Raw genomic sequence first — 20,449 nt, forward strand, 5'->3', positions numbered from 1 at the left:
GTTCCCTTACCCCTTCATCATATTGACGTCTTCAACCGCGATGGTGCCGCGGTTGCGGAAGAAACAGACCAGAATGGCCAGACCAATCGCCGCCTCGGCCGCCGCAACGGTCAGCACGAACAGCGTAAACACCTGCCCGACCAGATCGCCGAGGAAACTGGAAAACGCCACAAGGTTGATATTCACCGCCAGCAGCATCAGTTCGATGCTCATCAGCAGAATGATGACGTTCTTGCGGTTCAGGAAGAGACCGAAGATGCCGATGACGAACAGCGTCGCCGCGACCGTAAGATAGTGTTCAAGTCCGATCATAGCTTCGCTCCTGGCGAGTCGGGGTAGTAGAGTTTGCAGCCGCAGGTGTAGTCGACTTTCTTTTGATCCGCAGTCCTGCCGAAGAATGAACCGAGGCTAGAGGTACTGCGATAACGGTGGTTTCTTGCGATACTTTGCAATTCAGACACAGTAGTCTGCTCATTTAGGCCAATTGGGCCCAGCGGCTGTTGAATGAGTTCGATTGACTCATGAGTTCCTATCGGAAGCGATACAACCTTCTGGCCATCTACTCCAACTACCGTCTGCGAGCCTACGAGTTGCCCACCGATGACAATTCCGTCCGCACTTGAGCAGTCCATAAAAAAGAGGTTTTGCTGAGAGAAACACGCATCACCACTGTTCAATCTTTGCCCAATGCGACCGTTGCCCAAGTCGACGACTGGCTCTCCCCTGAAGGAGTTCCATTTTCCACGCCCAGCATTCTCAAAAGAACAATCAGCGTGGACCGACTTAAACTTCCATCCCTCGTTAGCAGGCGCGGGCGAACAGGCCATTGCCGCGTTACTCATCACAAACGTGGCGAGCGCAAGTACTATGGTGGAGTTATGATTCACAACCCCTGCCCCGGTTTCACGTCCTTCAACTCCATCGCCTTGGCCGGGTCGCGCATCATCTGGCCGATGATGTCCTGACGCTTGATGTCCTTGCGGTGGCGCAGCGTCAGAACGATGGCTCCGATCATGGCCACCAGCAGGATCAGGCCCGCCAGCTGGAAAAGAAGGAAATAGTGATCGTAAAGGATGAGGCCAAGCGCCTCGGTGTTGTGGCGGTCTGTCGGGACCGGCTGCGCCAGATTGGCCGCAGCACCCTGTGCGCTGTCCCACGCCCCGAAAGCCATGACAAACTGCATCAGGATGATCAGACCAATCAGCAGGGCCAGCGGCATATAGCGCGCCATTTCGGCCTTGAGCTCGGCAAAGTCTACGTCCAGCATCATCACCACGAAGAGGAACAAAACCGCGACCGCGCCGACATAGACGATGACCAGCAGCATCGCCACGAACTCGGCCCCCAGCAGCACGAACAGCCCTGCCGAGGACAGAAACGCCAGAATCAGCCACAGGACCGAGTGCACCGGTTGGCGGCTGATCACCGTGAACAGCCCGCCGGTGATGGCGCTGATGGCAAACAGGTAGAAGGCAAAGACGGTCATTGATCCTCATCCTCGTTGTCGCCCATGACCTCTTGCGCCAGATCCAGCGCGCGGGTCATGGCCGGGATGCCGGCAAAGACCGACATCTGACCGATCGTTTCCACGATCTCTTGTTTCTTCGCGCCCGCTTCCAGCGCATGACGCACGGTCTGGCGCACGGCCGAATCCGCCTGCGCACCCTGGCAGGTCAGCCCGGCCAGCGTCAGCAGCAGACGCGTTTTGGCATCCAGCCCGTCCTTGTTGACGGTGTTGCCGAACATCATCTCCATGACCTCTTTGGGCATGGTTGGCCACAGCGCCTCGAACCCCTTGGGCGAGAAGCTTTCCATCGCCGGGTTCATCGCCTTGGCCATGTCCTGAGCTTGCTTCATCATCAGCTCGAACGGATTTGTCGGGCTGTCACTCATCGGTACGGTGCGTCCAGTTCCAGATTGCGCGCGATCTCGGCTTCCCAGCGCTCGCCGTTCGACAGGAGTTTTTCCTTGTCGTAGAACAGCTCTTCCCGGGTTTCCGTCGCGAATTCAAAGTTCGGGCCTTCGACGATGGCATCAACCGGGCATGCCTCTTGGCAGAAGCCGCAATAGATGCACTTGGTCATGTCAATGTCATAGCGCGTGGTGCGGCGGCTGCCGTCCGCGCGGGGTTCGGCATCGATGGTGATGGCCTGTGCCGGGCAGACCGCCTCGCACAGTTTACACGCGATGCAGCGCTCTTCACCGTTTGGATAGCGGCGCAGGGCGTGTTCACCGCGAAACCGCGGGGACAGAGGGCCTTTTTCGTGCGGATAGTTCAGGGTGGCCTTGGGAGCGAAGAAATACTTCATCCCCAGTTTGAAGCCGACCCAGAAATCCTGCAGCAGGAAGTATTTGGCAGCGCGGGTGTAATCGATGTTTGCCATATCAGCCTCCTACGCTCCAACGGGCGAATGCGCCCCAGAACCAGTCGAATTTCGCCGCAAAGGCCACAAAGACCACCCAAACCAGCGAGAACGGCAGGAAAACTTTCCAGCCCAATCGCATCAGCTGGTCATAGCGGTAGCGAGGCGTGATGGCCTTGACCATCGCGAAGATGAAGAAGAAGAACGCCATCTTGGCGACCATCCACAACACGCCATCGGGCAGGCCCGGGATTGGCGACAGCCAGCCGCCGAAGAACAGCAGCGAGGTCAGCGCGCACATCAGGAAGATCGCGATGTATTCACCGGCCATGAACAGCAGGAAGGGTGTGGCCGAATATTCGACCTGATAACCCGCCACCAGTTCCGATTCCGCTTCGGGCAGGTCAAACGGTGGTCGGTTGGTCTCGGCCAGCGCCGAAATGAAGAACAGAAAGACCATCGGGAAATGCGGCAGCCAGTACCAGCTGAAGAAGCCGAACGACCCATCCTGCGCGCGGACGATGTCACCAAAGTTCATCGACCCGGTCGAGATGATCACACCGATGATGATCAGACCGATGGAAACCTCGTATGAGATCATCTGTGCGGCTGAGCGCAACGAGCCCAAGAACGGGTACTTTGAGTTCGACGCCCAACCACCCATGATCACGCCATAAACCTCAAGCGAGGACACGGCGAAGACATAGAGGATTGCGACGTTGATGTCCGACAGGACCCAGCCATCATTGAACGGGATCACCGCCCAGGCGATCATCGCCAACACGAAAGAGGTGAGCGGCGCGAGGATGAAAACCGTGCGGTCGGCCCCCGCGGGGATCACGACCTCTTTGACGACGTATTTCAACGCATCCGCCACCGATTGCAGCAGACCGTAAACGCCGACCACGTTAGGGCCGCGGCGCATCTGGACAGCGGCCCAGATCTTGCGGTCGCCATAAACAAGGAACAACAGCGAGATCATCACGAAGGCAACAACAGCAAGCACTTGCGCCAGAATGATGATGGCTATTCCGCCGGGGGTGTTAAAGAATTCAGCCATTGGTCCTCACACCGTGGGTATTCCGTTTTTCGCGCGCGATGCAAAGGCCCGATGCCTGCGCAAACTGCGGCTGGGTCGGCGCGTTGGTGTAAACAGCATCTGCCGCCATTGCGCCACCCTTTTTCTTTCGTTTCACGCACATTTCCGGCGCAGTCAGGTGCCACCCGACCACAGCGCTGGTTTGCGATATGAAACTGCTTTCGTTCATTCCGCCGCAATCTTCTCAGCTTTGCGGGCTTGCGCCTGCGCCGAAAGCTCGGCCATCAGTTGCGAGGCCCGAGCGATCGGGTTGGTCAGATAGAAATCCTTGATCGCATTGCGGAAGGTCGCCTTGCCCAAAGACCCGGCCTCCAGCGCTTGAACCTCATTCTCGATCACCTCGTCGATGCGGGCCAGATGGGGAACCGCCTCGATCAAGGCTGTGCGCAACTGCGCAAGCGAGTCATAGGGGAGTGTCGCCCCCAGCTCAGCCGACAGCGCACGCAGGATGGCCCAGTTTTCCTTGGCCTCACCAGGCGCAAACCCAGCGCGCATCGCCAGTTGCGGGCGGCCTTCCATGTTCACGAACAGACCGTTTTCCTCGGTATATGCCGCGCCCGGCAGGATCACATCTGCGCGATGCGCGCCCCGATCCCCGTGGCTGCCCTGATAAATCACAAAGGCGCCTTCGCCGATTTCGACCTCATCCGCACCAAGGTTATAGATCACATCCGCAGCATTGATTGCTTCCATACCGCCATCGTTGGTGGCGTCCACATCCATCGCGCCCACGCGCGACGCCGCAGTGTGCAAAATGATCAGGCCGCTTTCCGTATTTGCGGCAATTGTTTGCGCGGCAGCCAGAACAGCTCCTCCGTCCGCCTCCTGCAGCGCTCCCTGCCCGACGATGACCAGCGAGCGTTTACCCCTGATTTCATCGTCGCCGCCCATGTCGACAACCTTTTGCAGCGCTGCGCGATCATCGCCCACATGATGGTACCCATAAGTCAGATCGACCGCTGGACCCACCAAAGCGACTTCGGCCCCGTGCGCCCACGCCTTGCGGATACGCGCGTTCAAAACCGGTGCTTCATCGCGCGGGTTGGTGCCAATCAGAAGAATACGCTCGGCCGTATCGATGACTTCAATCGCGGCGGTCCCGGCATATCCGCCACGGTTCCCGACCGGAAGCTTGGCCCCATCGGTGCGGCACTCAACAACTCCGCCTTGCCCTTCGATCATCTGTTTCAATGCGAATGCGGCCTCGACCGGTACCAGATCACCGACGATACCGGCTGGCTTCTCAGCACCTTTCAGCGATTCTGCGGCCTTGGTCAGAGCTTCGGACCATGAGGCCGGGCGCAGCTTACCGTTTTCGCGGATGTAAGGCTTGTCCAGTCGCTGACGCCGCAACCCGTCCCAGACAAAGCGGGTTTTGTCGCTGATCCACTCTTCATTCACTCCGTCATGATTGCGAGGAAGGAAGCGCATCACCTCGCGCCCTTTGGTATCGACACGAATGTTCGATCCCAGCGCGTCCATGACGTCGATGCTTTCGGTCTTGGTCAATTCCCACGGGCGGGCGGTAAACGCATAAGGTTTCGAGGTCAGTGCCCCAACCGGGCACAGGTCGATAATGTTGCCCTGCAGGTTCGAATCCAGCGTCTGGTTCAGATACGAGGTGATCTCGGCATCCTCACCGCGCCCTGTCTGACCCATCTGAGTGATCCCGGCGACTTCGGTGGTAAAGCGCACGCAACGGGTGCAACTGATGCAGCGGGTCATTGCGGTGCCCACAAGCGGTCCCAGATCCAGATCATCAACCGCGCGTTTGGCTTCCTTGAACCGCGAACCGGACAGGCCATAAGCCATCGCCTGATCCTGAAGATCGCACTCTCCGCCCTGATCACAGATCGGGCAATCCAATGGGTGGTTGATCAGCAGGAACTCCATCACCCCTTCGCGGGCCTTCTTGACCATGGGAGAGTTCGTCTTGACCACCGGTGGCTGCCCTTCTGGCCCCGGGCGCAGATCGCGTACCTGCATCGCGCAGGATGCAGCCGGTTTCGGCGGACCGCCCACCACTTCAACCAGACACATCCGGCAGTTTCCCGCAATCGACAGACGCTCGTGATAGCAGAAACGCGGCACCTCGACCCCGGCCTGCTCACAGGCCTGTATCAGGGTCATCGCACCTTCGACTTCGATTTCCTGCCCGTCGATATTGATCTTGCGGAGGTCAGACATGGCTCTCAGTTCGCTCTCAAATAAACGCCAATGGCGCTGTTTCTTTGGATTTCCTTCTGCCCCAAAGAGCAGAACGTTTTGGGGTTGTCGTAGGACACGCCGTTTTTCGCCAGATAAGCCTCGCCCTTCGCCCGCATCCGATCCTTTTCAGCATCCGACTCGACATATGAGCGGATTTCCGTGTCCGAGTACCCCAGATTATTCGCTTTGGAGCGCAGTCCCCACATCACACTGATCGCTTTCAATCGCCGCCCGCTGATCGACGGGCAGAACTCGGAAATCTCATTTGCAATGGCGATGTAGTAGAGTTCGTTGTCGATCTCTTTGACATCCCTCAAGGGCGGCTTTGCTTCTACAACCGTCGGCAAGGCCATCAGCGATGCGAGGGCGGCTAGTTTTGTAACAGACATGGGTTTTCCTTTCGACTTGGACTGTCCAAGACGAAGCGGTTCGCGGCTGCTAGGCAATAACACCCTGCCCGCCCACCGGAGATATGGAAAAACACCGGTCATGGCCGCTGGCAGGTTCCTGCAAATGTCAGTTGATCATTGCTGATGCTAAGGTTCTGCGGGTCTGTATCCGGACCCACCGTCCACGAAATCCGAGACGACCCGAAGTTCTGGATGCAGAATTTGGTTCCTTCATGACGTCCGGCCTCGCGCGCACCATCGAGTGAAGCAGAGACGCCTTTGACGACAACCGTAAAGTCCGCGGGCGAGGTCTTCTTGTCGACCACCTTCGCCTTGGTTCTGAACGACTTGCCATCAAACAAAAGCCGATCTGCCGACGGTTTAACCAGACCGCAAGCGGAAACACCAGCCAATGCCAGCGCAACAATAAGGGCTTTGGGGGCCTTCATACTTTCCCTCTTTGTTTTCTGTTCCGCAGCGTCGCTATCAAAACGCCGCGATCAATGCCATAAGCCCGATCACGAACATGCACGCCCATCCGATCACATACAAAATTGTCCGCGAGCCGCTGGTTGGCTTGCCGATCCCCTTCAAGTGCACCACCAGCATCGCCAAGCGCGCAACCAGCGCCACCGAGGCCAGCAGGTTTACCCAGAACGGGCTGACGCCCAGCAGAATCGCCGCTGTAATGACTGTCACAAACGCAGGAAGTGTCTCCGTCCCGTTCAGATAGGCCCGGTTCAGACGATACGCCTTGTCGGCATAATCCTGGTCAGGTGTCGCACCGGGTGCCAGCCCCTTGGCTTGTTTGGCCAGTGCCGAAAACGGCGCCAGAAACAATACAACCAGCGTGAAAAGCACAACCGACGCAATTGCGTGGCTATATTCTGCAAACACTTCCATCTCGTTCACTCCGCTGCCATCGCACCCATACGGCCCGATTTCTGAGCCTTGATGCGGTCTTCGATCTCTTCCCGGAAATTGCGGATCAGGCCCTGGATCGGCCAGGCGGCCGCATCGCCCAAGGCGCAGATCGTGTGTCCTTCGACCTGTTTGGTCACGTCAAACAACATGTCGATCTCTTCCAGCTCAGCCTCGCCGCGAACTAGACGATCCATCACACGCATCATCCAGCCGGTGCCTTCGCGACACGGCGTACACTGACCACAGCTTTCATGCTTGTAAAACTTCGACAGGCGCCAGATCGCCTTGATGATGTCGGTGGACTTGTCCATCACAATCACCGCTGCCGTGCCCAGACCCGACCCCAGATCGTTGCGCAGGTAATCGAAATCCATGATCGCGTCGCGCATGTTTTCACCGCGCACGCAGGGAACCGAGGATCCACCAGGAATAACCGCCAGCAGATTATCCCACCCGCCGCGGATGCCTCCGCAATGGGTTTCGATCAGCTGTTCGAACGGGATCGACATCGCCTCTTCGACGACGCAAGGGTTGTTCACGTGGCCCGAGATCGCAAACAGCTTGGTACCTGCGTTGTTCTGACGACCAAATCCAGCGAACCAATCCGCACCCCGTCGCAAGATGGTCGGCACCACCGCGATGGATTCCACGTTGTTCACAGTGGTCGGACATCCGTACAGCCCCGCGCCCGCCGGGAACGGAGGTTTCATCCGCGGCATGCCCTTCTTGCCCTCAAGGCTCTCGATCAGGGCGGTTTCCTCGCCACAAATATAAGCCCCTGCCCCGTGATGAAGGAAAAGATCGAAATCCCAGCCCGAACCGGCGGCGTTTTTACCAAGAAGCCCCGCGTCATAGGCCTCGTCAATCGCGGTCTGCAATGCCTCGCGCTCGCGGATATATTCGCCGCGCAGGTAGATATAGCAGGTATGCGCGTTCATCGCGAAAGAGGCGATCAGACACCCTTCAATCAACGTGTGGGGATCATGGCGCATGATCTCACGGTCTTTGCAGGTGCCGGGCTCGGATTCATCGGCATTCACAACCAGATAGGAAGGGCGACCGTCGCTTTCCTTTGGCATGAACGACCATTTCAGGCCAGTTGGGAAGCCCGCACCGCCGCGTCCGCGCAGCCCGGAATCCTTCATTGTCTGAATGATCCAGTCCCGGCCCTTTTCAATCAGGCCAGCTGTGCCGTCCCAATGCCCGCGGGCTTGCGCGCCTTTCAGCGTGCGTTCGTGCATCCCGTAGATGTTGGTAAAGATCCGGTCCTGATCCTTAAGCATCATTCGCTACCTTCAGCTGTCCTGACGCATGCGCCAGAGTTGAAAAATGTTCACACCCGCATAAATGAATGCCGCCAGAGCGGCAAAATCAAACAGCAGCGCGTGCCGGGCCGTCAAACCCAGCGCGGGGCCAATGAACAGGTTCATGGCAAGCCAGATCACCATCGTCACCGCTATGACGATGCCGATATGTCGGCCCTTTCGGGCTATGGCCTGATCCTTATCCTTGTCCATCATCCCCCGATGCGCCGATGGGGCACCCGTTTAGTCTTCGTAAGTGCCATCTTCCTTGGCACGTTTGGCAAATTCGGTTTCCTCACCCGCCGCAAGCTTGGCTGCCTGTTCAATCCAGCCATCGCGCTCGATCCGGCCCTTGAACTTCAACCGAGCATCTACCCATGCGACCTGTTCCGGCGTCCAGGCTGCGATCTGATCATAGTGGAAGAAGCCCAGCTCGTTCAGGGTCTGCTCCAGCTTGGGGCCTACGCCTTTCAACAGTTTCAGGTTATCTGCCTTGCCGTCGCGCGCGCCTGTCAGTGTTTCGGGCTGGTCCTCTTGCGCTGCCTTCGCCTCAGCGGCCTGTTTCACAGCAGGTTTCGCTGGGGCTGGCGCTTTGGGCGGCTTCGGTGCAGCTTTGGTCGCAGCCGCTTTGCCATCCTTGCCCAACCAAGGGGTCAGGATCGGAACCTCGGTCCCATCAATGCGCCTGACCGTATCGCCAATATCGGTGGCCAGTTCGACGCTGGCGTTGTACTGCGTTTTGCCGCTGTCATACTCCGTCAGGCTGGTCAGCCCCTTGAGCGGTTCAGCCGCATAGCGACCATTCTGCGGGCCCGGCGTCGGAACTTTCCCCGCCACCAGATCATCAAGGATCTTGCCAAAGCTCGCAGCGGTCAGGTCTTCGTAGTAATCCTTGCCGATCTGCGCCATCGGCGCATTGGCGCAGGAGCCAAGGCATTCGACCTCTTCCCAGCTCAGCTTGCCATCGGCGGACAGCACGTGTGGCTTGGCCGCGATCTTCTCCTTGCAAACAGCGATCAGATCCTCGGCCCCGCAAATCATGCATGAGGTCGTTCCGCAAACTTGAACATGGGCCACAGATCCCACCGGTTGCAGCTGGAACATGAAGTAGAACGAGGCCACCTCTAGCACGCGGATATAAGCCATACCCAGCATGTCGGCGACGGATTCAATCGCCGGGCGACTCAGCCAGCCTTCCTGCTCCTGCGCACGCCACAGCAGAGGGATCACCGCACTGGCCTGACGGCCTTCGGGATATTTGGTAATCTGCGCTTCGGCCCATTGCTGGTTGGCAGCGGTGAAGGCAAAGCTTTCAGGTTGTTCGGGATGAAGACGGCGGAGCATTAGCGGTCAATCTCTCCAAATACGACGTCCATAGTGCCGATGATGGCGGCGACGTCGGCCAGTTGGTGGCCTTTGGCAACGTGGTCCATGGCTTGCAGGTGCAGGAAACCCGGCGCGCGCAGTTTGGCGCGGTAGGGTTTGTTGGTGCCGTCAGCGACCAGATAGACGCCGAACTCGCCCTTGGGGGCTTCGACGGCGGCATAAACTTCACCGGCAGGAACGTGGAAGCCTTCGGTGTACAGCTTGAAGTGATGGATCAGACTTTCCATCGAGGTCTTCATGTCCGAGCGTTTCGGCGGAGTGATCTTGCCACGCGCCAGAACGTCACCCGGGCACTCGCGGATTTTGGCGATGGCCTGACGGATGATCAGCAGCGACTGGCGCATTTCTTCCATACGGACAAGGTAGCGGTCATAACAGTCGCCGTTCTTGCCAACAGGGATCTGGAACTCGAACTCGTCGTAGCACTCGTAGGGCTGCGCGCGGCGCAGGTCCCATGCCAGACCCGATCCGCGCACCATCACGCCCGAGAAGCCGTACTTCTGGATGTCATCCTCGGTCACGACGCCGATATCAGCGTTGCGCTGTTTGAAGATGCGGTTTTCGGTCAGCAGCCCGTCAATGTCATCAAGGACGTTGGGGAATTCGTGGCTCCACGCCTCGATATCGTCCAGCAGTTCCGGCGGCAGGTCCTGATGTACACCACCCGGACGGAAATAAGCGGCGTGCAGGCGGGCACCGCAGGCACGCTCATAGAACACCATCAGCTTTTCACGCTCTTCAAAACCCCAGAGTGGCGGGGTCAGTGCGCCGACGTCCATCGCCTGCGTCGTCACGTTCAGCAGGTGGTTCAGGATGCGCCCGATCTCGGAATACAGAACCCGGATCAGAGAGCCACGGCGCGGCACCTCGACCCCGGTCAGCTTTTCGATGGCCAGACACCAGGCATGTTCCTGGTTCATCGGTGCTACATAGTCCAGACGGTCGAAATACGGCAGGTTCTGCAGATAGGTCCGGCTTTCCATCAGCTTTTCGGTGCCACGGTGCAGCAAGCCGATATGCGGGTCGCAACGCTCGACGATTTCACCGTCCAACTCGAGCACCAGACGCAAAACTCCGTGAGCCGCAGGGTGTTGCGGGCCGAAGTTGATGTTAAAGTTGCGGATCTTCTGCTCGCCGCTCAGCGCGTCCGTGCTGCCGTCATCGTATCTTGAGCCGTCCATCACCGCCCTCGTTTCTTCTTTGCTTCGGCCCGAACCCGGACCTTTTCCGCCTCGGTCGCTTTGACCGCAGCTCCGGCCAGTAGAACCCCTAACGCGCCCAGAATGATCAACTCACCCATCATCTCAGCGTCGCTCCATCTCTTGCAGTTTCATCGCCATCATCCACAGCAGGACAATCACGACCGGAGAGATGATGCATGCAAACGCCCAGTTCTTGTTGATCCCGAAATGCGGCAGCAGCTTGATCATCGGAATGACCGTTGCAACAACCAGAATTATCCAGATCAGGAACTCCATGATTACGTCTCCTGTTTCTCATCCCCCGGCAGAATGTAGTTCGCACCTTCCCATGGGGACATGAAATCAAACTGACGGTATTCCTGCACCAGACTGACCGGCTCATAGACCACGCGTTTCTGCGCCTCGTCATAACGCACCTCGGTGTAGCCGGTGGTCGGGAAATCCTTGCGCAGCGGATGGCCACGGAATCCATAGTCCGTCAGAATCCGCCGCAAATCTGGATGTCCCGAGAACAGGATGCCGAACATGTCGAACACCTCACGCTCGAACCAGTTGGCCGAGGGGTGGATATCGACGATCGAAGGCACCATGTCATCTTCGCGGATCGAAACCCGCAGACGGACACGCTGGTTCTGGTACATCGACAGGAAGTGGTACACCACATCGAACCGCTTGGCACGTTCGGGGTAATCGACGCCGGTGATATCCACCAATGTTGAGAACTTGCAGTTTTGGTCCGACCGCAGGAATTCTACGAATTCCACCAGATTCGACGGCGCCACATCGACGTTCAGCTCGCCATGGGTCACATCCCAGGACAGAACGCAATCGGCTCGTTTCAGTTCAAGCTGGGTGCCGAGTTCTTTGAGTGCTTCGCTCATCTACCCTTCCCCTCAGCGTACAATTGTGCCGGTGCGGCGGATTTTGCGTTGCAGCTGTAGCAGACCGTAAAGCAGCGCCTCGGCGGTTGGAGGGCAGCCAGGCACGTAAATATCCACCGGAACAACCCGGTCACAGCCACGCACGACGGAATAGGAATAGTGGTAGTAGCCCCCCCCATTCGCGCAGGATCCCATCGAGATCACATAGCGCGGCTCGGGCATCTGGTCGTAAACCTTGCGCAAGGCAGGAGCCATCTTGTTGGTCAGCGTGCCAGCCACGATCATCACGTCAGATTGGCGCGGAGAGGCGCGTGGCGCGATGCCGAAACGTTCCGCATCATAGCGCGGCATCGAAGTGTGCATCATTTCAACCGCGCAGCAGGCCAGACCAAAGGTCATCCAATGCAGCGAACCCGTACGGGCCCAGTTGATAATATCCTCGCTCGAGGTCAGCAGAAAACCTTTGTCCTGCAACTCGGCATTCAGGGCCTGAGTGGCGACTTCTTTGTCGACGCCAGCGGTATTTGCACCGGTCATCACTCCCATTCCAGGGCCCCTTTCTTCCACTCATAGGCAAAGCCGATGGTCAGCACGGCCAGAAACACCATCATCGACCAGAAGCCGACATCGCTGATATCGCGGAACCCGACAGCCCAGGGAAACAGGAATGCGATCTCAAGATCAAAGATGATGAAGAGAATCGAGACCAGATAGAATCGGACGTCAAATTTCATTCGCGCATCGTCGAATGCATTGAAGCCACATTCATATGCGCTGACCTTTTCGGGGTCGGGATTGCGGACAGCCAGTACAACGGCGGCAAGAATCAGGACGATTCCAAGGCCTACGGCAACGGCCAGAAACACCAGAATCGGGAGATACTCCCGCAGCAGGTCTTCCACGAATAGCTCCTTTCTTGCGCACGCATCTTGTCGGGTGCGCCGTCAATTGGCGTGTTGACTGGACATTCTCTATCCCCGCCGGGTCAGAGGGTCAACCGAACACAGCCCCCTCTGCCATCAAACATACGCTTGACAGCGCGGCATAGAATCGCATCACGAGCGATTTGCATTGGCTTACGGAAACTCGGTAAACTTACTTATTCCATGCAGGTTTACGTTTTTCGAAGAACGCCGCGATCCCTTCACGTGCCTCTTCCGTTTCCCAGCGCTCGACCAGTTCGTTGATGGTCTGGTCGATTGTGGCATCATCAATACGAGGTCCCAGAGTTCGAACCAATGCCTTGGCAGATGCAACTGCCCCCGGCGCGCACGAAAGATAGGGCCGGAGTTCATCTTCTATCGCAGCCGCAAGCTGCTCGGGAGGCACAGCCTTTGCCAGCAATCCCAAATCAACCGCTTCGGGCGCATCGAACAACCGGGCCGACATGAATACACGCCGTGCCCGCGCCTCACCCATACGAGCGATAACATAAGGGCCGATTGTCGCTGGGATCAGCCCAAGCCGGGTCTCGGTCAGTCCCATCTTCAGACTATCTACACCGATGGCGACATCGCACACGGCCGCCATTCCAACACCTCCGCCAAAGGCGTTGCCTTGTAGCGCCCCGATCAGGGGTTTGGGCATCGTGTTCAACGCCTGCAACATCTCGGCCAGCTTGCGCGCCTCGACAAACCGCGTCGCCTTGTCGGCCGCCATCTGGTCCTGCATCCATCCCAGATCACCACCAGCGCAAAACGTCTTTCCCGCAGCAGCCAGAACGACCGCTCTGACAGTGCCATCCTGACCCAGTTGCGACGCGGCCTGTGTCAGCTCGGCAATCATCTGACCCGAGAGCGCGTTGTGCTTTTCCGCCCGGTCCAGAGTTAACGTGGCAACACCGCGTTCGTCTGCTGAAATCGAGATTGTTTCGAACATGTTAGCCTCTCAACGCCTTGGCCATCTGCGCGGCCTCTTCGACCACATCGATATCCAGACCGGTTTGATAGCCCAACCGGTGCAAATGCGCTGCAACGGTTTCAGTCGCGACATTACCCGCAGCCCCCGGAGCATATGGGCAACCGCCAAGCCCACCCACGGCCGCGTCGAACACACGCACACCCAGCGAAAGTGCCGCATCGATATTGTCGATTGCACGCCCATTGGTGTCATGAAAATGCCCGGCAAGCCGCGTCACAGGAACCCTTTCCCGAACCGCCAGAAGCATATGCGCAATCTTGTCTGGCGTGCCTTGCCCGATCGTGTCCCCCAATGACACCTCGTAACAGCCCAACGCAAACAACCGGTCGGCAATTTCGGCGACTTTCTCGGGCGGGGTCGGGCCATCATAGGGGCAATCCGTCACGCAAGAGACGTAGCCGCGAACCGGAAGGTCGATATGACGCGCCGCTTCGAGAATCGGCGTGAACCGTTCGATTGACTCGGCGATCGAGGCATTGATGTTTGCCTTGGAAAACCCCTCGGAAGCCGACGCAAAAATGGCAATCTCATCCGCTTTGGCGGCCAGCGCATCCTCATACCCGCGCATATTCGGCGTCAACGCCGCGTAGCGCACGCCGTCCGCGCGGGTAATACCGGCCAGAACCTGCGCCGACCCCGCCATTTGAGGCACCCATTTGGGAGAGACAAAGCTTGCAACTTCGATCCGTCGAAACCCGGCGCGACTGAGGCAATTGATCAGCGCCACCTTGTCGGCAACCGGTATCTCACGCGTTTCGTTTTGTAGCCCGTCGCGCGGTCCAACTTCGTAGATTTCGACCAGATCACCCATGTCAGAACCCCTTATGGCTTGTTCTCATTCCAAATACGGATCGCGCGACCGTGGCACGTCAAGCCGCGCGGGTACAGATCACTCTTCTTCCAAACGCACCAAAGCTGCCCCAGCCTCGACCTGCGCGCCATCTTCGACCAGCACCTCGGCCACCACACCATCGCGCGCGGCCAGCAACGAATGCTCCATTTTCATCGCTTCCAGAATGGCCAAACGGTCGCCTTCCTGAACGGTCTGCCCCGCGGTGGCAAAAACTGCCTTGACCAGACCCGGCATCGGCGCCTCGATCACGTTGGTGTCACCCGTCGCGCTGGCATTCCGGTCCAGCGGGTCGATAACGTCGAAACTGTGACCGTAGTCGGTAAATACGGTCAAAGTTGTTCCGCTGACAGCGACCCGCGGCATCGGTGCGCCGTTCAGCGTCCACTGCCCCGAGATCCGCTCGGCCACGACACGGTGTTCGCCCAGCTGCCAAAGCTGGCGATCCGACCCGTCGACCTGCACGTCCAGATCAAAAACCTCTCCCTGATCGGACAGCTGCACCGCCCGATGCAACGGAGCCCAGAGCGAAAACCCGGTGTCAGGCGTGACATTAACCAAATCCAGTGCGGTCATAGCAGCCGCAACTGCGGTTGTGGCCGAAGTCGGCGATTCCCGCACCAACCCGTCAAGATCGCGCCCGATCAGGCCCGTATCCACATCGCCCGAGGCAAATCCGTCATGGCGGGTCAGCGCTCCCAGAAAGGCAAGATTCGTAACGGTGCCCGCCACTTCGGTCTCCCGCAGCACTCGGTTCAACGTCTCAAGCGCGACGGCGCGGGTCGGACCGTGCACCACCACTTTGGCAATCATCGGGTCATACCAGGGGCTGATCGTGTCACCTGCGCGAACGCCACTATCCGCACGGCAGTTGGCCGGGAAAACCAGATGAGTCAGTGTACCTGTCGCCGGCAAGAACCCTTTTGGTACATCCTCGGCATAAAGCCGGGCCTCGAAGGCGTGACCCGAGATCGACAGATCATCCTGTTGCCTGGGAAGGCTCTCTCCTGCTGCAACGCGCAACTGCCATTCCACCAGATCGATGCCGGTGATGGCCTCTGTAACCGGGTGTTCCACCTGCAGGCGGGTGTTCATCTCCATGAACCAGAATCTGTCGGGGCGCAGCCCGTCCGAGGCATCGACGATGAACTCCACCGTGCCTGCACCCTTGTACCCGATCGCCTCGGCGGCACGCACACCGGCCTGCCCCATCGCCTCCCGCATCTCAGAAGTCATGCCCGGGGCTGGTGCCTCTTCGATCACTTTCTGATGGCGGCGTTGCAACGAGCAATCGCGTTCAAACAGATGCACCGCATGGGTACCGTCACCAAATACCTGCACTTCGATATGGCGAGGTTTGGCCACGAATTTCTCGACCAGCACTGCGTCATTGCCAAAAGCGGTTTTGGCTTCGCCCCGTGCGCTGTCCAATGCGGAACGGAAATCCTCGGGGCGTTCGACCAGACGCATACCTTTACCGCCGCCGCCTGCAACGGCCTTAATCAGCACCGGATACCCAATCGCATCCGCCGCACCCGCCAAATGTTCGGGATCCTGATTGTCGCCGTGATAGCCGGGCACCACGGGCACGCCAGCCTGTTCCATCAACACCTTGGCCGCATCCTTGAGGCCCATCTTGCGGATCGCATCCGCTGATGGGCCGATAAAGGTCAAACCCGCAGCCTCGACCGCGTCGACGAAATCGGGGTTCTCTGACAGGAAGCCATAACCGGGATGGATCGCCTGCGCGCCCGTATCCAGCGCAGCCTGAATAATCACATCGCCCTTCAGATAGCTTTCCGCCGGGGCGGGGCCGCCGATATGAATGACCTTATCCGCCATCTGCACATGCTTGGCCGCAGCGTCCGCATCGGAATAAACAGCCACACAGGACACGCCCATCCTCTGAGCGGTTTCCATAACCCGGCAAGCGATCTCGCCCCGGTTGGCAATCAGGATTTTGTTGAACATAGCTTACCCCTCAACCGCCAGAACTTCGACAAGGCGAAATCGTTCGCACAGCAGCTCCATCTCGGGATCAAACCCGCCATTGCGTTCGAAATACTGGCGATGCCCCTCTCTCCATCCCTCGAGCGTTTCATTTTCGCCCTCTGCCAACGCGAAATCCTCGGTTACGTCGCAGTATCGGCAGGTCGAGACGTCGACCGTTTCGATCACCAAGGCCGGACGATCATCCCAATCCAGCGCAATGTCTCTCCGCCCGACAACAGGAGTGTCAGGGCTACCTTCGGGATAGTCGCGCAACGCACCGCAGGTTGCCGTTTTCCGCCCTGATCGTACCAGAGCCAGCAGCTCAGCACTCAGCCGGGCATTGTCACCAAACTTGAAAGTCTGCGCACCAGGATAGCGGGCCATGACGTCATTCAATGAAACGTTCATCTTACATCCTGAACACGCCGAAACGTGTCTCCTCAATCGGGGCATTCAGCGCCGCACTCAGCGACAAGGCGAGCACATCGCGGCTTTTGCGCGGGTCGATGATGCCATCGTCCCAGAGACGGGCCGAGGCATATAGCGGGTGCGATTGCTCTTCGAACATGTCCAGCGTCGGACGTTTGAATTCGGCCTCTTCCTCGGCCGACCAGGTACCGCCCTGTCGTTCGATCCCGTCGCGCCTGACTGTCGCCAATACGCCTGCGGCCTGCTCGCCCCCCATCACCGAAATCCGAGAGTTCGGCCATGTCCACAGAAACCTTGGCTGATAGGCGCGTCCTGCCATGCCATAGTTCCCGGCCCCAAACGAGCCGCCCACCAGCATCGTGATCTTGGGAACGCTCGTCGTTGCAACTGCCGTCACCATCTTGGCGCCGTGGCGGGCGATCCCTTCGTTCTCGTATTTGCGGCCTACCATAAAGCCGGTGATGTTCTGCAGGAAGACCAGGGGCGTTTTGCGCTGCGAACACAGCTCGACAAAATGCGCGCCCTTTTGCGCAGCCTCCGAGAACAGCACGCCATTGTTGGCAATGATCCCGACTGGGCACCCTTTGACATGGGCAAAGCCGGTGACCAGTGTCTCGCCAAAGCGGGGTTTGAACTCATCAAACCGAGAGCCATCGACCAGCCGTGCGATCACTTCACGGATGTCATAGGGCGTGCGCAAGTCGGCGGGAACGACACCCAGAATTTCATCCGGATCATAAGCTGGCTCCTCGGGTGCTTCGAACAGTAGGCCGGGCTTCAGCCCGGCACCCCCCAATGACCCGACAGCCCGCCGCGCCAATGCCAGCGCATGTGCATCATCTTCGGCCAGATAATCCGCCACACCCGACAGGCGTGTGTGCACATCGCCGCCACCCAGATCCTCGGCGCTAACAACCTCACCCGTTGCAGCTTTGACCAATGGTGGCCCTGCCAGAAAGATCGTGCCCTGTTCCTTTACGATGATCGTCACATCGGACATCGCAGGTACATAGGCCCCACCCGCCGTGCATGATCCCATCACCACGGCAATCTGAGGGATACCCTTCGCGCTCATCCGCGCCTGATTGTAGAAAATACGGCCAAAATGGTCGCGGTCGGGGAACACCTCATCCTGATTGGGCAGGTTCGCGCCGCCGCTGTCGACCAGATAGATGCAGGGCAGATGGTTTTCCTCGGCAATCTCCTGCGCGCGCAGGTGCTTTTTGACAGTCATCGGATAATAGGTGCCGCCCTTCACGGTGGCATCGTTACACACCACCATGACTTCGCGCCCCTGCACCCGGCCAATCCCCGCAATCACCCCGGCACATGGCGCGGCATCACCATACATCCCATGCGCCGCTGTCGCGCCGATTTCCAAAAACGGAGACCCCGGATCAAGCAGGTTCGCCACCCGCCTGCGCGGCAACATCTTGCCCCGAGATTCATGCCGCGCGCGGGATTTCTCGCCGCCCCCCATACGGGCTGCCTCGGCGGCGGCAGAGATCTGCGCCAGCGCGTCGAGATGAGCGGCGCGGTTTGTCTTGAAGCCCTCGGAGGCGGGCATGGCTTTGGATGTGAGTTTCATTTTCGTTCACCCTCCAGCAGCCGGTCTGCATACCGCAAATCCAGCCACCTCAAAGTTGCATTCTTTAATTGGCACTGTTTTTCAGACAAATCGGCACCGCAAATTGCTTGAGTAACTTCCGAAGCACGCTGCAAAGCATTGGCATACGAAAATCGCCTGACTTCCGTTAGGTTCGGGTTCACAGGCAATGATTTCGAAATTTCTTCACTTCGAAATAGAATATGCTCAACCAAAATGTCGTGACATATCTCGCCATAAGAGTTCGACTGCTCCCGTGTACAATATTCCAACGCTAACAAGACACAGTCGGTTTCCAGTTCGGTTTTCGAAACCGTCATCACCGTTTCTTCGCTGAGTCGCGCGCACCCATCTAACCAATCTTCAACGCCGAGGACGGGCTCATGGAACTGACTCGGATCATCGTCAGTACTCAGTGCTGCTGACGGAAAGATCAGAGCGACCGAGGCCGACCATAGTAACCTGCTTATGACGCGAGTCTCTCTCACGAACCAATCTCCCCCGCCGCCCGCGCCTTCAATTCCTTCCGGATCACCTTCCCCGTCACCGTCATCGGCAGTTCCTCCAGAAACGCCACCTCGCGCGGATAGGAATAGTGCGCCAAACGGTCTTTGACCCAATCCTGCAACTCCTGCTCTGCAGCCTCGGCTCCCGGCTTCAGCACCACATAGGCCTTGACAATCTCGGTTCGCAGCGGATCGGGTTTGCCGACCACGCCTACCGTCGCCACTGCCGGGTGGGTCAGCAGGCAGTCCTCGATCTCGGCCGGGCCAATGCGGTAACCCGCCGAGGTAATCACGTCGTCATCGCGCCCTACGAAACGCAGATAGTCGCCCTCCCACACGCCGCGATCACCGGTGATCAGCCAGTCGCCCCGGAACTTGTCGGCAGTCGCTTCGGGGCGATTCCAGTACTCCAGCAGCATCGAGGCCGAGCCGCGCCGGATGGCCACGTCGCCCTCTTCACCGGTCGGGTTGCCGTCTTCATCAATCACCGCAACCTCATGCCCTGGCACCGGTTGGCCGATACAGCCGGGACGCACAGGGAAATCTTCGGCGCAAGATGATACGACCATGTTGCACTCGGTCTGACCGTAGAACTCGTTGATAGTCAGACCAAACGCCTGCCGCCCCCAGGCCAACATCTCGGCCCCCAGCGGCTCACCACCCGATGCAACCGAGCGCAGGCCAGGGATCACCTGATCCGCTGCCTTGAGCATTCGCAGCGCCGTTGGTGGGAAAAAGACGTTCCGCACCCCGCCACGCGCGATGATGTCAGCGCAGGCCTCGGGGGTGAATTTCTCAAGCCGCGCGGCAACGACGGGAATGCCCAGCGCAAGACCCGGCATCAGCACGTCGAACAGCCCGCCGATCCACGCCCAATCCGCCGGGGTCCAAAGACAGTCACCTTCGCGCAAGTGATTATGGCTGATCGAAACTCCCGGCAGATGCCCGGTCAGAACCCGGTGTCCATGCAGCGCGCCCTTCGGGCTGCCGGTGGTGCCCGAGGTGTAGATCAACACTGCCGGATCATCTGGGCTGGTCGCGACGAATGGTACAGCAAGGCCTTCCTCGCCAATTTCCGACGCGATCAAAGGCGCAGCCAGATCACCCAACAGATCAGCCCCTTCGGCGTCGGTCAGCACAATCCGGGCACCTGCGTCACTGACCCGCGACCGCAACGCGTCCTGCTTGAACAGTTTGAACAAAGGGACCGACACCGCGCCGATCTTCCAGATCGCCAGATGGGCCGCCGCACACCAGGGAGATTGGCTTAGCAATACTCCAACGCGATCACCGGGCTGCACATGGCGCAATAATGCTCGGGCTATTCCGTCCGTCATTTGCGACAGCTGCGCATAGCTGATGCGCTGCGGGTCCGGTCCGGTTAAATCGA

At 58.7% G+C, this 20,449-nt stretch carries 25 protein-coding genes; all 25 read right to left on the reverse strand.

All coding sequences use genetic code 11. From position 1 onward, the window contains the following. Window positions 1-6 precede the first annotated feature (6 nt). Window positions 7-312, reverse strand: a complete 306-nt coding sequence (gene nuoK, locus AC2FLZ_RS16255; RefSeq protein WP_005984024.1) for an NADH-quinone oxidoreductase subunit NuoK — start codon at window positions 310-312, stop codon at window positions 7-9. A gap of 571 nt (window positions 313-883) precedes the next feature. Further along, entirely contained in the window at window positions 884-1,486 is a 603-nt protein-coding gene (locus AC2FLZ_RS16260) for an NADH-quinone oxidoreductase subunit J (protein WP_496882419.1), read from the reverse strand. Further along, on the reverse strand, window positions 1,483-1,893 hold the full coding sequence (locus tag AC2FLZ_RS16265; RefSeq protein ID WP_170476531.1) for a carboxymuconolactone decarboxylase family protein: 411 nt from the start codon (window positions 1,891-1,893) through the stop codon (window positions 1,483-1,485). The genes AC2FLZ_RS16260 and AC2FLZ_RS16265 overlap by 4 nt, the downstream gene beginning before the upstream one ends. Then, a complete protein-coding gene (gene nuoI / locus AC2FLZ_RS16270; RefSeq protein ID WP_480554123.1) occupies window positions 1,890-2,384 on the reverse strand; it encodes an NADH-quinone oxidoreductase subunit NuoI in 495 nt (164 codons plus the stop codon). Before nuoI ends, AC2FLZ_RS16265 begins: the two co-directional genes overlap by 4 nt. Before the next feature lies 1 nt (window position 2,385). Next, on the reverse strand, window positions 2,386-3,423 hold the full coding sequence (gene nuoH, locus AC2FLZ_RS16275; protein ID WP_117868407.1) for an NADH-quinone oxidoreductase subunit NuoH: 1,038 nt from the start codon (window positions 3,421-3,423) through the stop codon (window positions 2,386-2,388). Further along, window positions 3,416-3,631 carry a hypothetical protein gene (locus tag AC2FLZ_RS16280; protein WP_480604370.1) on the reverse strand — a complete coding sequence of 72 codons (216 nt, stop codon included), beginning with the start codon at window positions 3,629-3,631 and terminating at the stop codon, window positions 3,416-3,418. The genes nuoH and AC2FLZ_RS16280 overlap by 8 nt, the downstream gene beginning before the upstream one ends. Next, on the reverse strand, window positions 3,628-5,649 hold the full coding sequence (nuoG, locus tag AC2FLZ_RS16285; protein WP_480516392.1) for an NADH-quinone oxidoreductase subunit NuoG: 2,022 nt from the start codon (window positions 5,647-5,649) through the stop codon (window positions 3,628-3,630). The genes AC2FLZ_RS16280 and nuoG overlap by 4 nt, the downstream gene beginning before the upstream one ends. A gap of 5 nt (window positions 5,650-5,654) precedes the next feature. Further along, window positions 5,655-6,161 carry a DUF5333 domain-containing protein gene (locus AC2FLZ_RS16290; protein ID WP_496882420.1) on the reverse strand — a complete coding sequence of 169 codons (507 nt, stop codon included), beginning with the start codon at window positions 6,159-6,161 and terminating at the stop codon, window positions 5,655-5,657. Beyond that, window positions 6,158-6,508: a hypothetical protein gene (locus AC2FLZ_RS16295; RefSeq protein WP_480493846.1), complete on the reverse strand. Its 351-nt coding sequence runs from the start codon at window positions 6,506-6,508 to the stop codon at window positions 6,158-6,160. Before AC2FLZ_RS16295 ends, AC2FLZ_RS16290 begins: the two co-directional genes overlap by 4 nt. Window positions 6,509-6,545: 37 nt before the next feature. After that, window positions 6,546-6,962 (reverse strand): MAPEG family protein, encoded by a 417-nt coding sequence (locus AC2FLZ_RS16300; RefSeq protein ID WP_496882421.1) that lies wholly within the window; start codon window positions 6,960-6,962, stop codon window positions 6,546-6,548. 5 nt (window positions 6,963-6,967) lie between these two features. Then, window positions 6,968-8,266 (reverse strand): NADH-quinone oxidoreductase subunit NuoF, encoded by a 1,299-nt coding sequence (gene nuoF / locus AC2FLZ_RS16305; RefSeq protein ID WP_496882422.1) that lies wholly within the window; start codon window positions 8,264-8,266, stop codon window positions 6,968-6,970. Window positions 8,267-8,278: 12 nt separating this feature from the next. After that, window positions 8,279-8,500 carry a DUF5337 domain-containing protein gene (locus AC2FLZ_RS16310; protein ID WP_209598087.1) on the reverse strand — a complete coding sequence of 74 codons (222 nt, stop codon included), beginning with the start codon at window positions 8,498-8,500 and terminating at the stop codon, window positions 8,279-8,281. A gap of 30 nt (window positions 8,501-8,530) precedes the next feature. Next, the gene (gene nuoE, locus AC2FLZ_RS16315; RefSeq protein ID WP_496882423.1) at window positions 8,531-9,631 is read right to left on the reverse strand and encodes an NADH-quinone oxidoreductase subunit NuoE; all 1,101 of its coding nucleotides are present in this window, start codon (window positions 9,629-9,631) and stop codon (window positions 8,531-8,533) included. Beyond that, a complete protein-coding gene (locus AC2FLZ_RS16320; RefSeq protein ID WP_480476079.1) occupies window positions 9,631-10,854 on the reverse strand; it encodes an NADH-quinone oxidoreductase subunit D in 1,224 nt (407 codons plus the stop codon). The genes nuoE and AC2FLZ_RS16320 overlap by 1 nt, the downstream gene beginning before the upstream one ends. 123 nt (window positions 10,855-10,977) lie before the next feature. Next, entirely contained in the window at window positions 10,978-11,151 is a 174-nt protein-coding gene (locus AC2FLZ_RS16325; protein WP_170569030.1) for a hypothetical protein, read from the reverse strand. 2 nt (window positions 11,152-11,153) lie between these two features. After that, the gene (locus AC2FLZ_RS16330; RefSeq protein ID WP_480554116.1) at window positions 11,154-11,756 is read right to left on the reverse strand and encodes an NADH-quinone oxidoreductase subunit C; all 603 of its coding nucleotides are present in this window, start codon (window positions 11,754-11,756) and stop codon (window positions 11,154-11,156) included. A gap of 12 nt (window positions 11,757-11,768) precedes the next feature. Beyond that, a complete protein-coding gene (locus AC2FLZ_RS16335; protein ID WP_209504454.1) occupies window positions 11,769-12,302 on the reverse strand; it encodes a NuoB/complex I 20 kDa subunit family protein in 534 nt (177 codons plus the stop codon). Beyond that, on the reverse strand, window positions 12,293-12,658 hold the full coding sequence (locus tag AC2FLZ_RS16340) for an NADH-quinone oxidoreductase subunit A (RefSeq protein ID WP_209504455.1): 366 nt from the start codon (window positions 12,656-12,658) through the stop codon (window positions 12,293-12,295). Before AC2FLZ_RS16340 ends, AC2FLZ_RS16335 begins: the two co-directional genes overlap by 10 nt. A gap of 193 nt (window positions 12,659-12,851) precedes the next feature. Beyond that, window positions 12,852-13,634, reverse strand: a complete 783-nt coding sequence (locus AC2FLZ_RS16345; RefSeq protein ID WP_480476075.1) for a crotonase/enoyl-CoA hydratase family protein — start codon at window positions 13,632-13,634, stop codon at window positions 12,852-12,854. A 1-nt stretch (window position 13,635) separates the two neighbouring features. Continuing rightward, the gene (locus AC2FLZ_RS16350) at window positions 13,636-14,487 is read right to left on the reverse strand and encodes a hydroxymethylglutaryl-CoA lyase (RefSeq protein WP_480545725.1); all 852 of its coding nucleotides are present in this window, start codon (window positions 14,485-14,487) and stop codon (window positions 13,636-13,638) included. A gap of 78 nt (window positions 14,488-14,565) precedes the next feature. Continuing rightward, window positions 14,566-16,497, reverse strand: a complete 1,932-nt coding sequence (locus AC2FLZ_RS16355; RefSeq protein ID WP_496882424.1) for an acetyl/propionyl/methylcrotonyl-CoA carboxylase subunit alpha — start codon at window positions 16,495-16,497, stop codon at window positions 14,566-14,568. A 3-nt stretch (window positions 16,498-16,500) separates the two neighbouring features. Beyond that, the gene (locus AC2FLZ_RS16360; protein ID WP_496882425.1) at window positions 16,501-16,926 is read right to left on the reverse strand and encodes an ASCH domain-containing protein; all 426 of its coding nucleotides are present in this window, start codon (window positions 16,924-16,926) and stop codon (window positions 16,501-16,503) included. Window position 16,927: 1 nt separating this feature from the next. After that, window positions 16,928-18,535: a carboxyl transferase domain-containing protein gene (locus AC2FLZ_RS16365; protein ID WP_480554112.1), complete on the reverse strand. Its 1,608-nt coding sequence runs from the start codon at window positions 18,533-18,535 to the stop codon at window positions 16,928-16,930. Further along, window positions 18,532-19,041 carry a hypothetical protein gene (locus AC2FLZ_RS16370; protein WP_480545728.1) on the reverse strand — a complete coding sequence of 170 codons (510 nt, stop codon included), beginning with the start codon at window positions 19,039-19,041 and terminating at the stop codon, window positions 18,532-18,534. The genes AC2FLZ_RS16365 and AC2FLZ_RS16370 overlap by 4 nt, the downstream gene beginning before the upstream one ends. Next, window positions 19,038-20,449 (reverse strand): AMP-binding protein (locus tag AC2FLZ_RS16375; RefSeq protein ID WP_496882426.1); only part of this gene is annotated, 1,412 nt, incomplete at its 5' end. The genes AC2FLZ_RS16370 and AC2FLZ_RS16375, both read right to left, overlap by 4 nt.

The sequence above is a fragment of the Ruegeria sp. YKSF131 genome, assembly GCF_059612645.1.

Excerpts from the sequence above, each read along its gene's own strand:
- AC2FLZ_RS16325 (WP_170569030.1), bottom strand. The coding sequence starts at position 11,151 with ATGGAGTTCCTGATCTGGATAATTCTGGTTGTTGCAACGGTCATTCCG.
- AC2FLZ_RS16330 (WP_480554116.1), bottom strand. The coding sequence starts at position 11,756 with ATGAGCGAAGCACTCAAAGAACTCGGCACCCAGCTTGAACTGAAACGA.
- AC2FLZ_RS16310 (WP_209598087.1), bottom strand. The coding sequence starts at position 8,500 with ATGGACAAGGATAAGGATCAGGCCATAGCCCGAAAGGGCCGACATATC.
- AC2FLZ_RS16295 (WP_480493846.1), bottom strand. The coding sequence starts at position 6,508 with ATGAAGGCCCCCAAAGCCCTTATTGTTGCGCTGGCATTGGCTGGTGTT.
- AC2FLZ_RS16320 (WP_480476079.1), bottom strand. The coding sequence starts at position 10,854 with ATGGACGGCTCAAGATACGATGACGGCAGCACGGACGCGCTGAGCGGC.
- AC2FLZ_RS16290 (WP_496882420.1), bottom strand. The coding sequence starts at position 6,161 with ATGACCGGTGTTTTTCCATATCTCCGGTGGGCGGGCAGGGTGTTATTG.
- nuoI (WP_480554123.1), bottom strand. The coding sequence starts at position 2,384 with ATGGCAAACATCGATTACACCCGCGCTGCCAAATACTTCCTGCTGCAG.
- AC2FLZ_RS16260 (WP_496882419.1), bottom strand. The coding sequence starts at position 1,486 with ATGACCGTCTTTGCCTTCTACCTGTTTGCCATCAGCGCCATCACCGGC.
- nuoK (WP_005984024.1), bottom strand. The coding sequence starts at position 312 with ATGATCGGACTTGAACACTATCTTACGGTCGCGGCGACGCTGTTCGTC.
- AC2FLZ_RS16355 (WP_496882424.1), bottom strand. The coding sequence starts at position 16,497 with ATGTTCAACAAAATCCTGATTGCCAACCGGGGCGAGATCGCTTGCCGG.
- AC2FLZ_RS16300 (WP_496882421.1), bottom strand. The coding sequence starts at position 6,962 with ATGGAAGTGTTTGCAGAATATAGCCACGCAATTGCGTCGGTTGTGCTT.
- nuoE (WP_496882423.1), bottom strand. The coding sequence starts at position 9,631 with ATGCTCCGCCGTCTTCATCCCGAACAACCTGAAAGCTTTGCCTTCACC.
- AC2FLZ_RS16360 (WP_496882425.1), bottom strand. The coding sequence starts at position 16,926 with ATGAACGTTTCATTGAATGACGTCATGGCCCGCTATCCTGGTGCGCAG.
- AC2FLZ_RS16345 (WP_480476075.1), bottom strand. The coding sequence starts at position 13,634 with ATGTTCGAAACAATCTCGATTTCAGCAGACGAACGCGGTGTTGCCACG.
- AC2FLZ_RS16365 (WP_480554112.1), bottom strand. The coding sequence starts at position 18,535 with ATGAAACTCACATCCAAAGCCATGCCCGCCTCCGAGGGCTTCAAGACA.
- AC2FLZ_RS16350 (WP_480545725.1), bottom strand. The coding sequence starts at position 14,487 with ATGGGTGATCTGGTCGAAATCTACGAAGTTGGACCGCGCGACGGGCTA.
- AC2FLZ_RS16280 (WP_480604370.1), bottom strand. The coding sequence starts at position 3,631 with ATGAACGAAAGCAGTTTCATATCGCAAACCAGCGCTGTGGTCGGGTGG.
- nuoG (WP_480516392.1), bottom strand. The coding sequence starts at position 5,649 with ATGTCTGACCTCCGCAAGATCAATATCGACGGGCAGGAAATCGAAGTC.
- nuoH (WP_117868407.1), bottom strand. The coding sequence starts at position 3,423 with ATGGCTGAATTCTTTAACACCCCCGGCGGAATAGCCATCATCATTCTG.
- AC2FLZ_RS16335 (WP_209504454.1), bottom strand. The coding sequence starts at position 12,302 with ATGGGAGTGATGACCGGTGCAAATACCGCTGGCGTCGACAAAGAAGTC.
- AC2FLZ_RS16265 (WP_170476531.1), bottom strand. The coding sequence starts at position 1,893 with ATGAGTGACAGCCCGACAAATCCGTTCGAGCTGATGATGAAGCAAGCT.
- nuoF (WP_496882422.1), bottom strand. The coding sequence starts at position 8,266 with ATGCTTAAGGATCAGGACCGGATCTTTACCAACATCTACGGGATGCAC.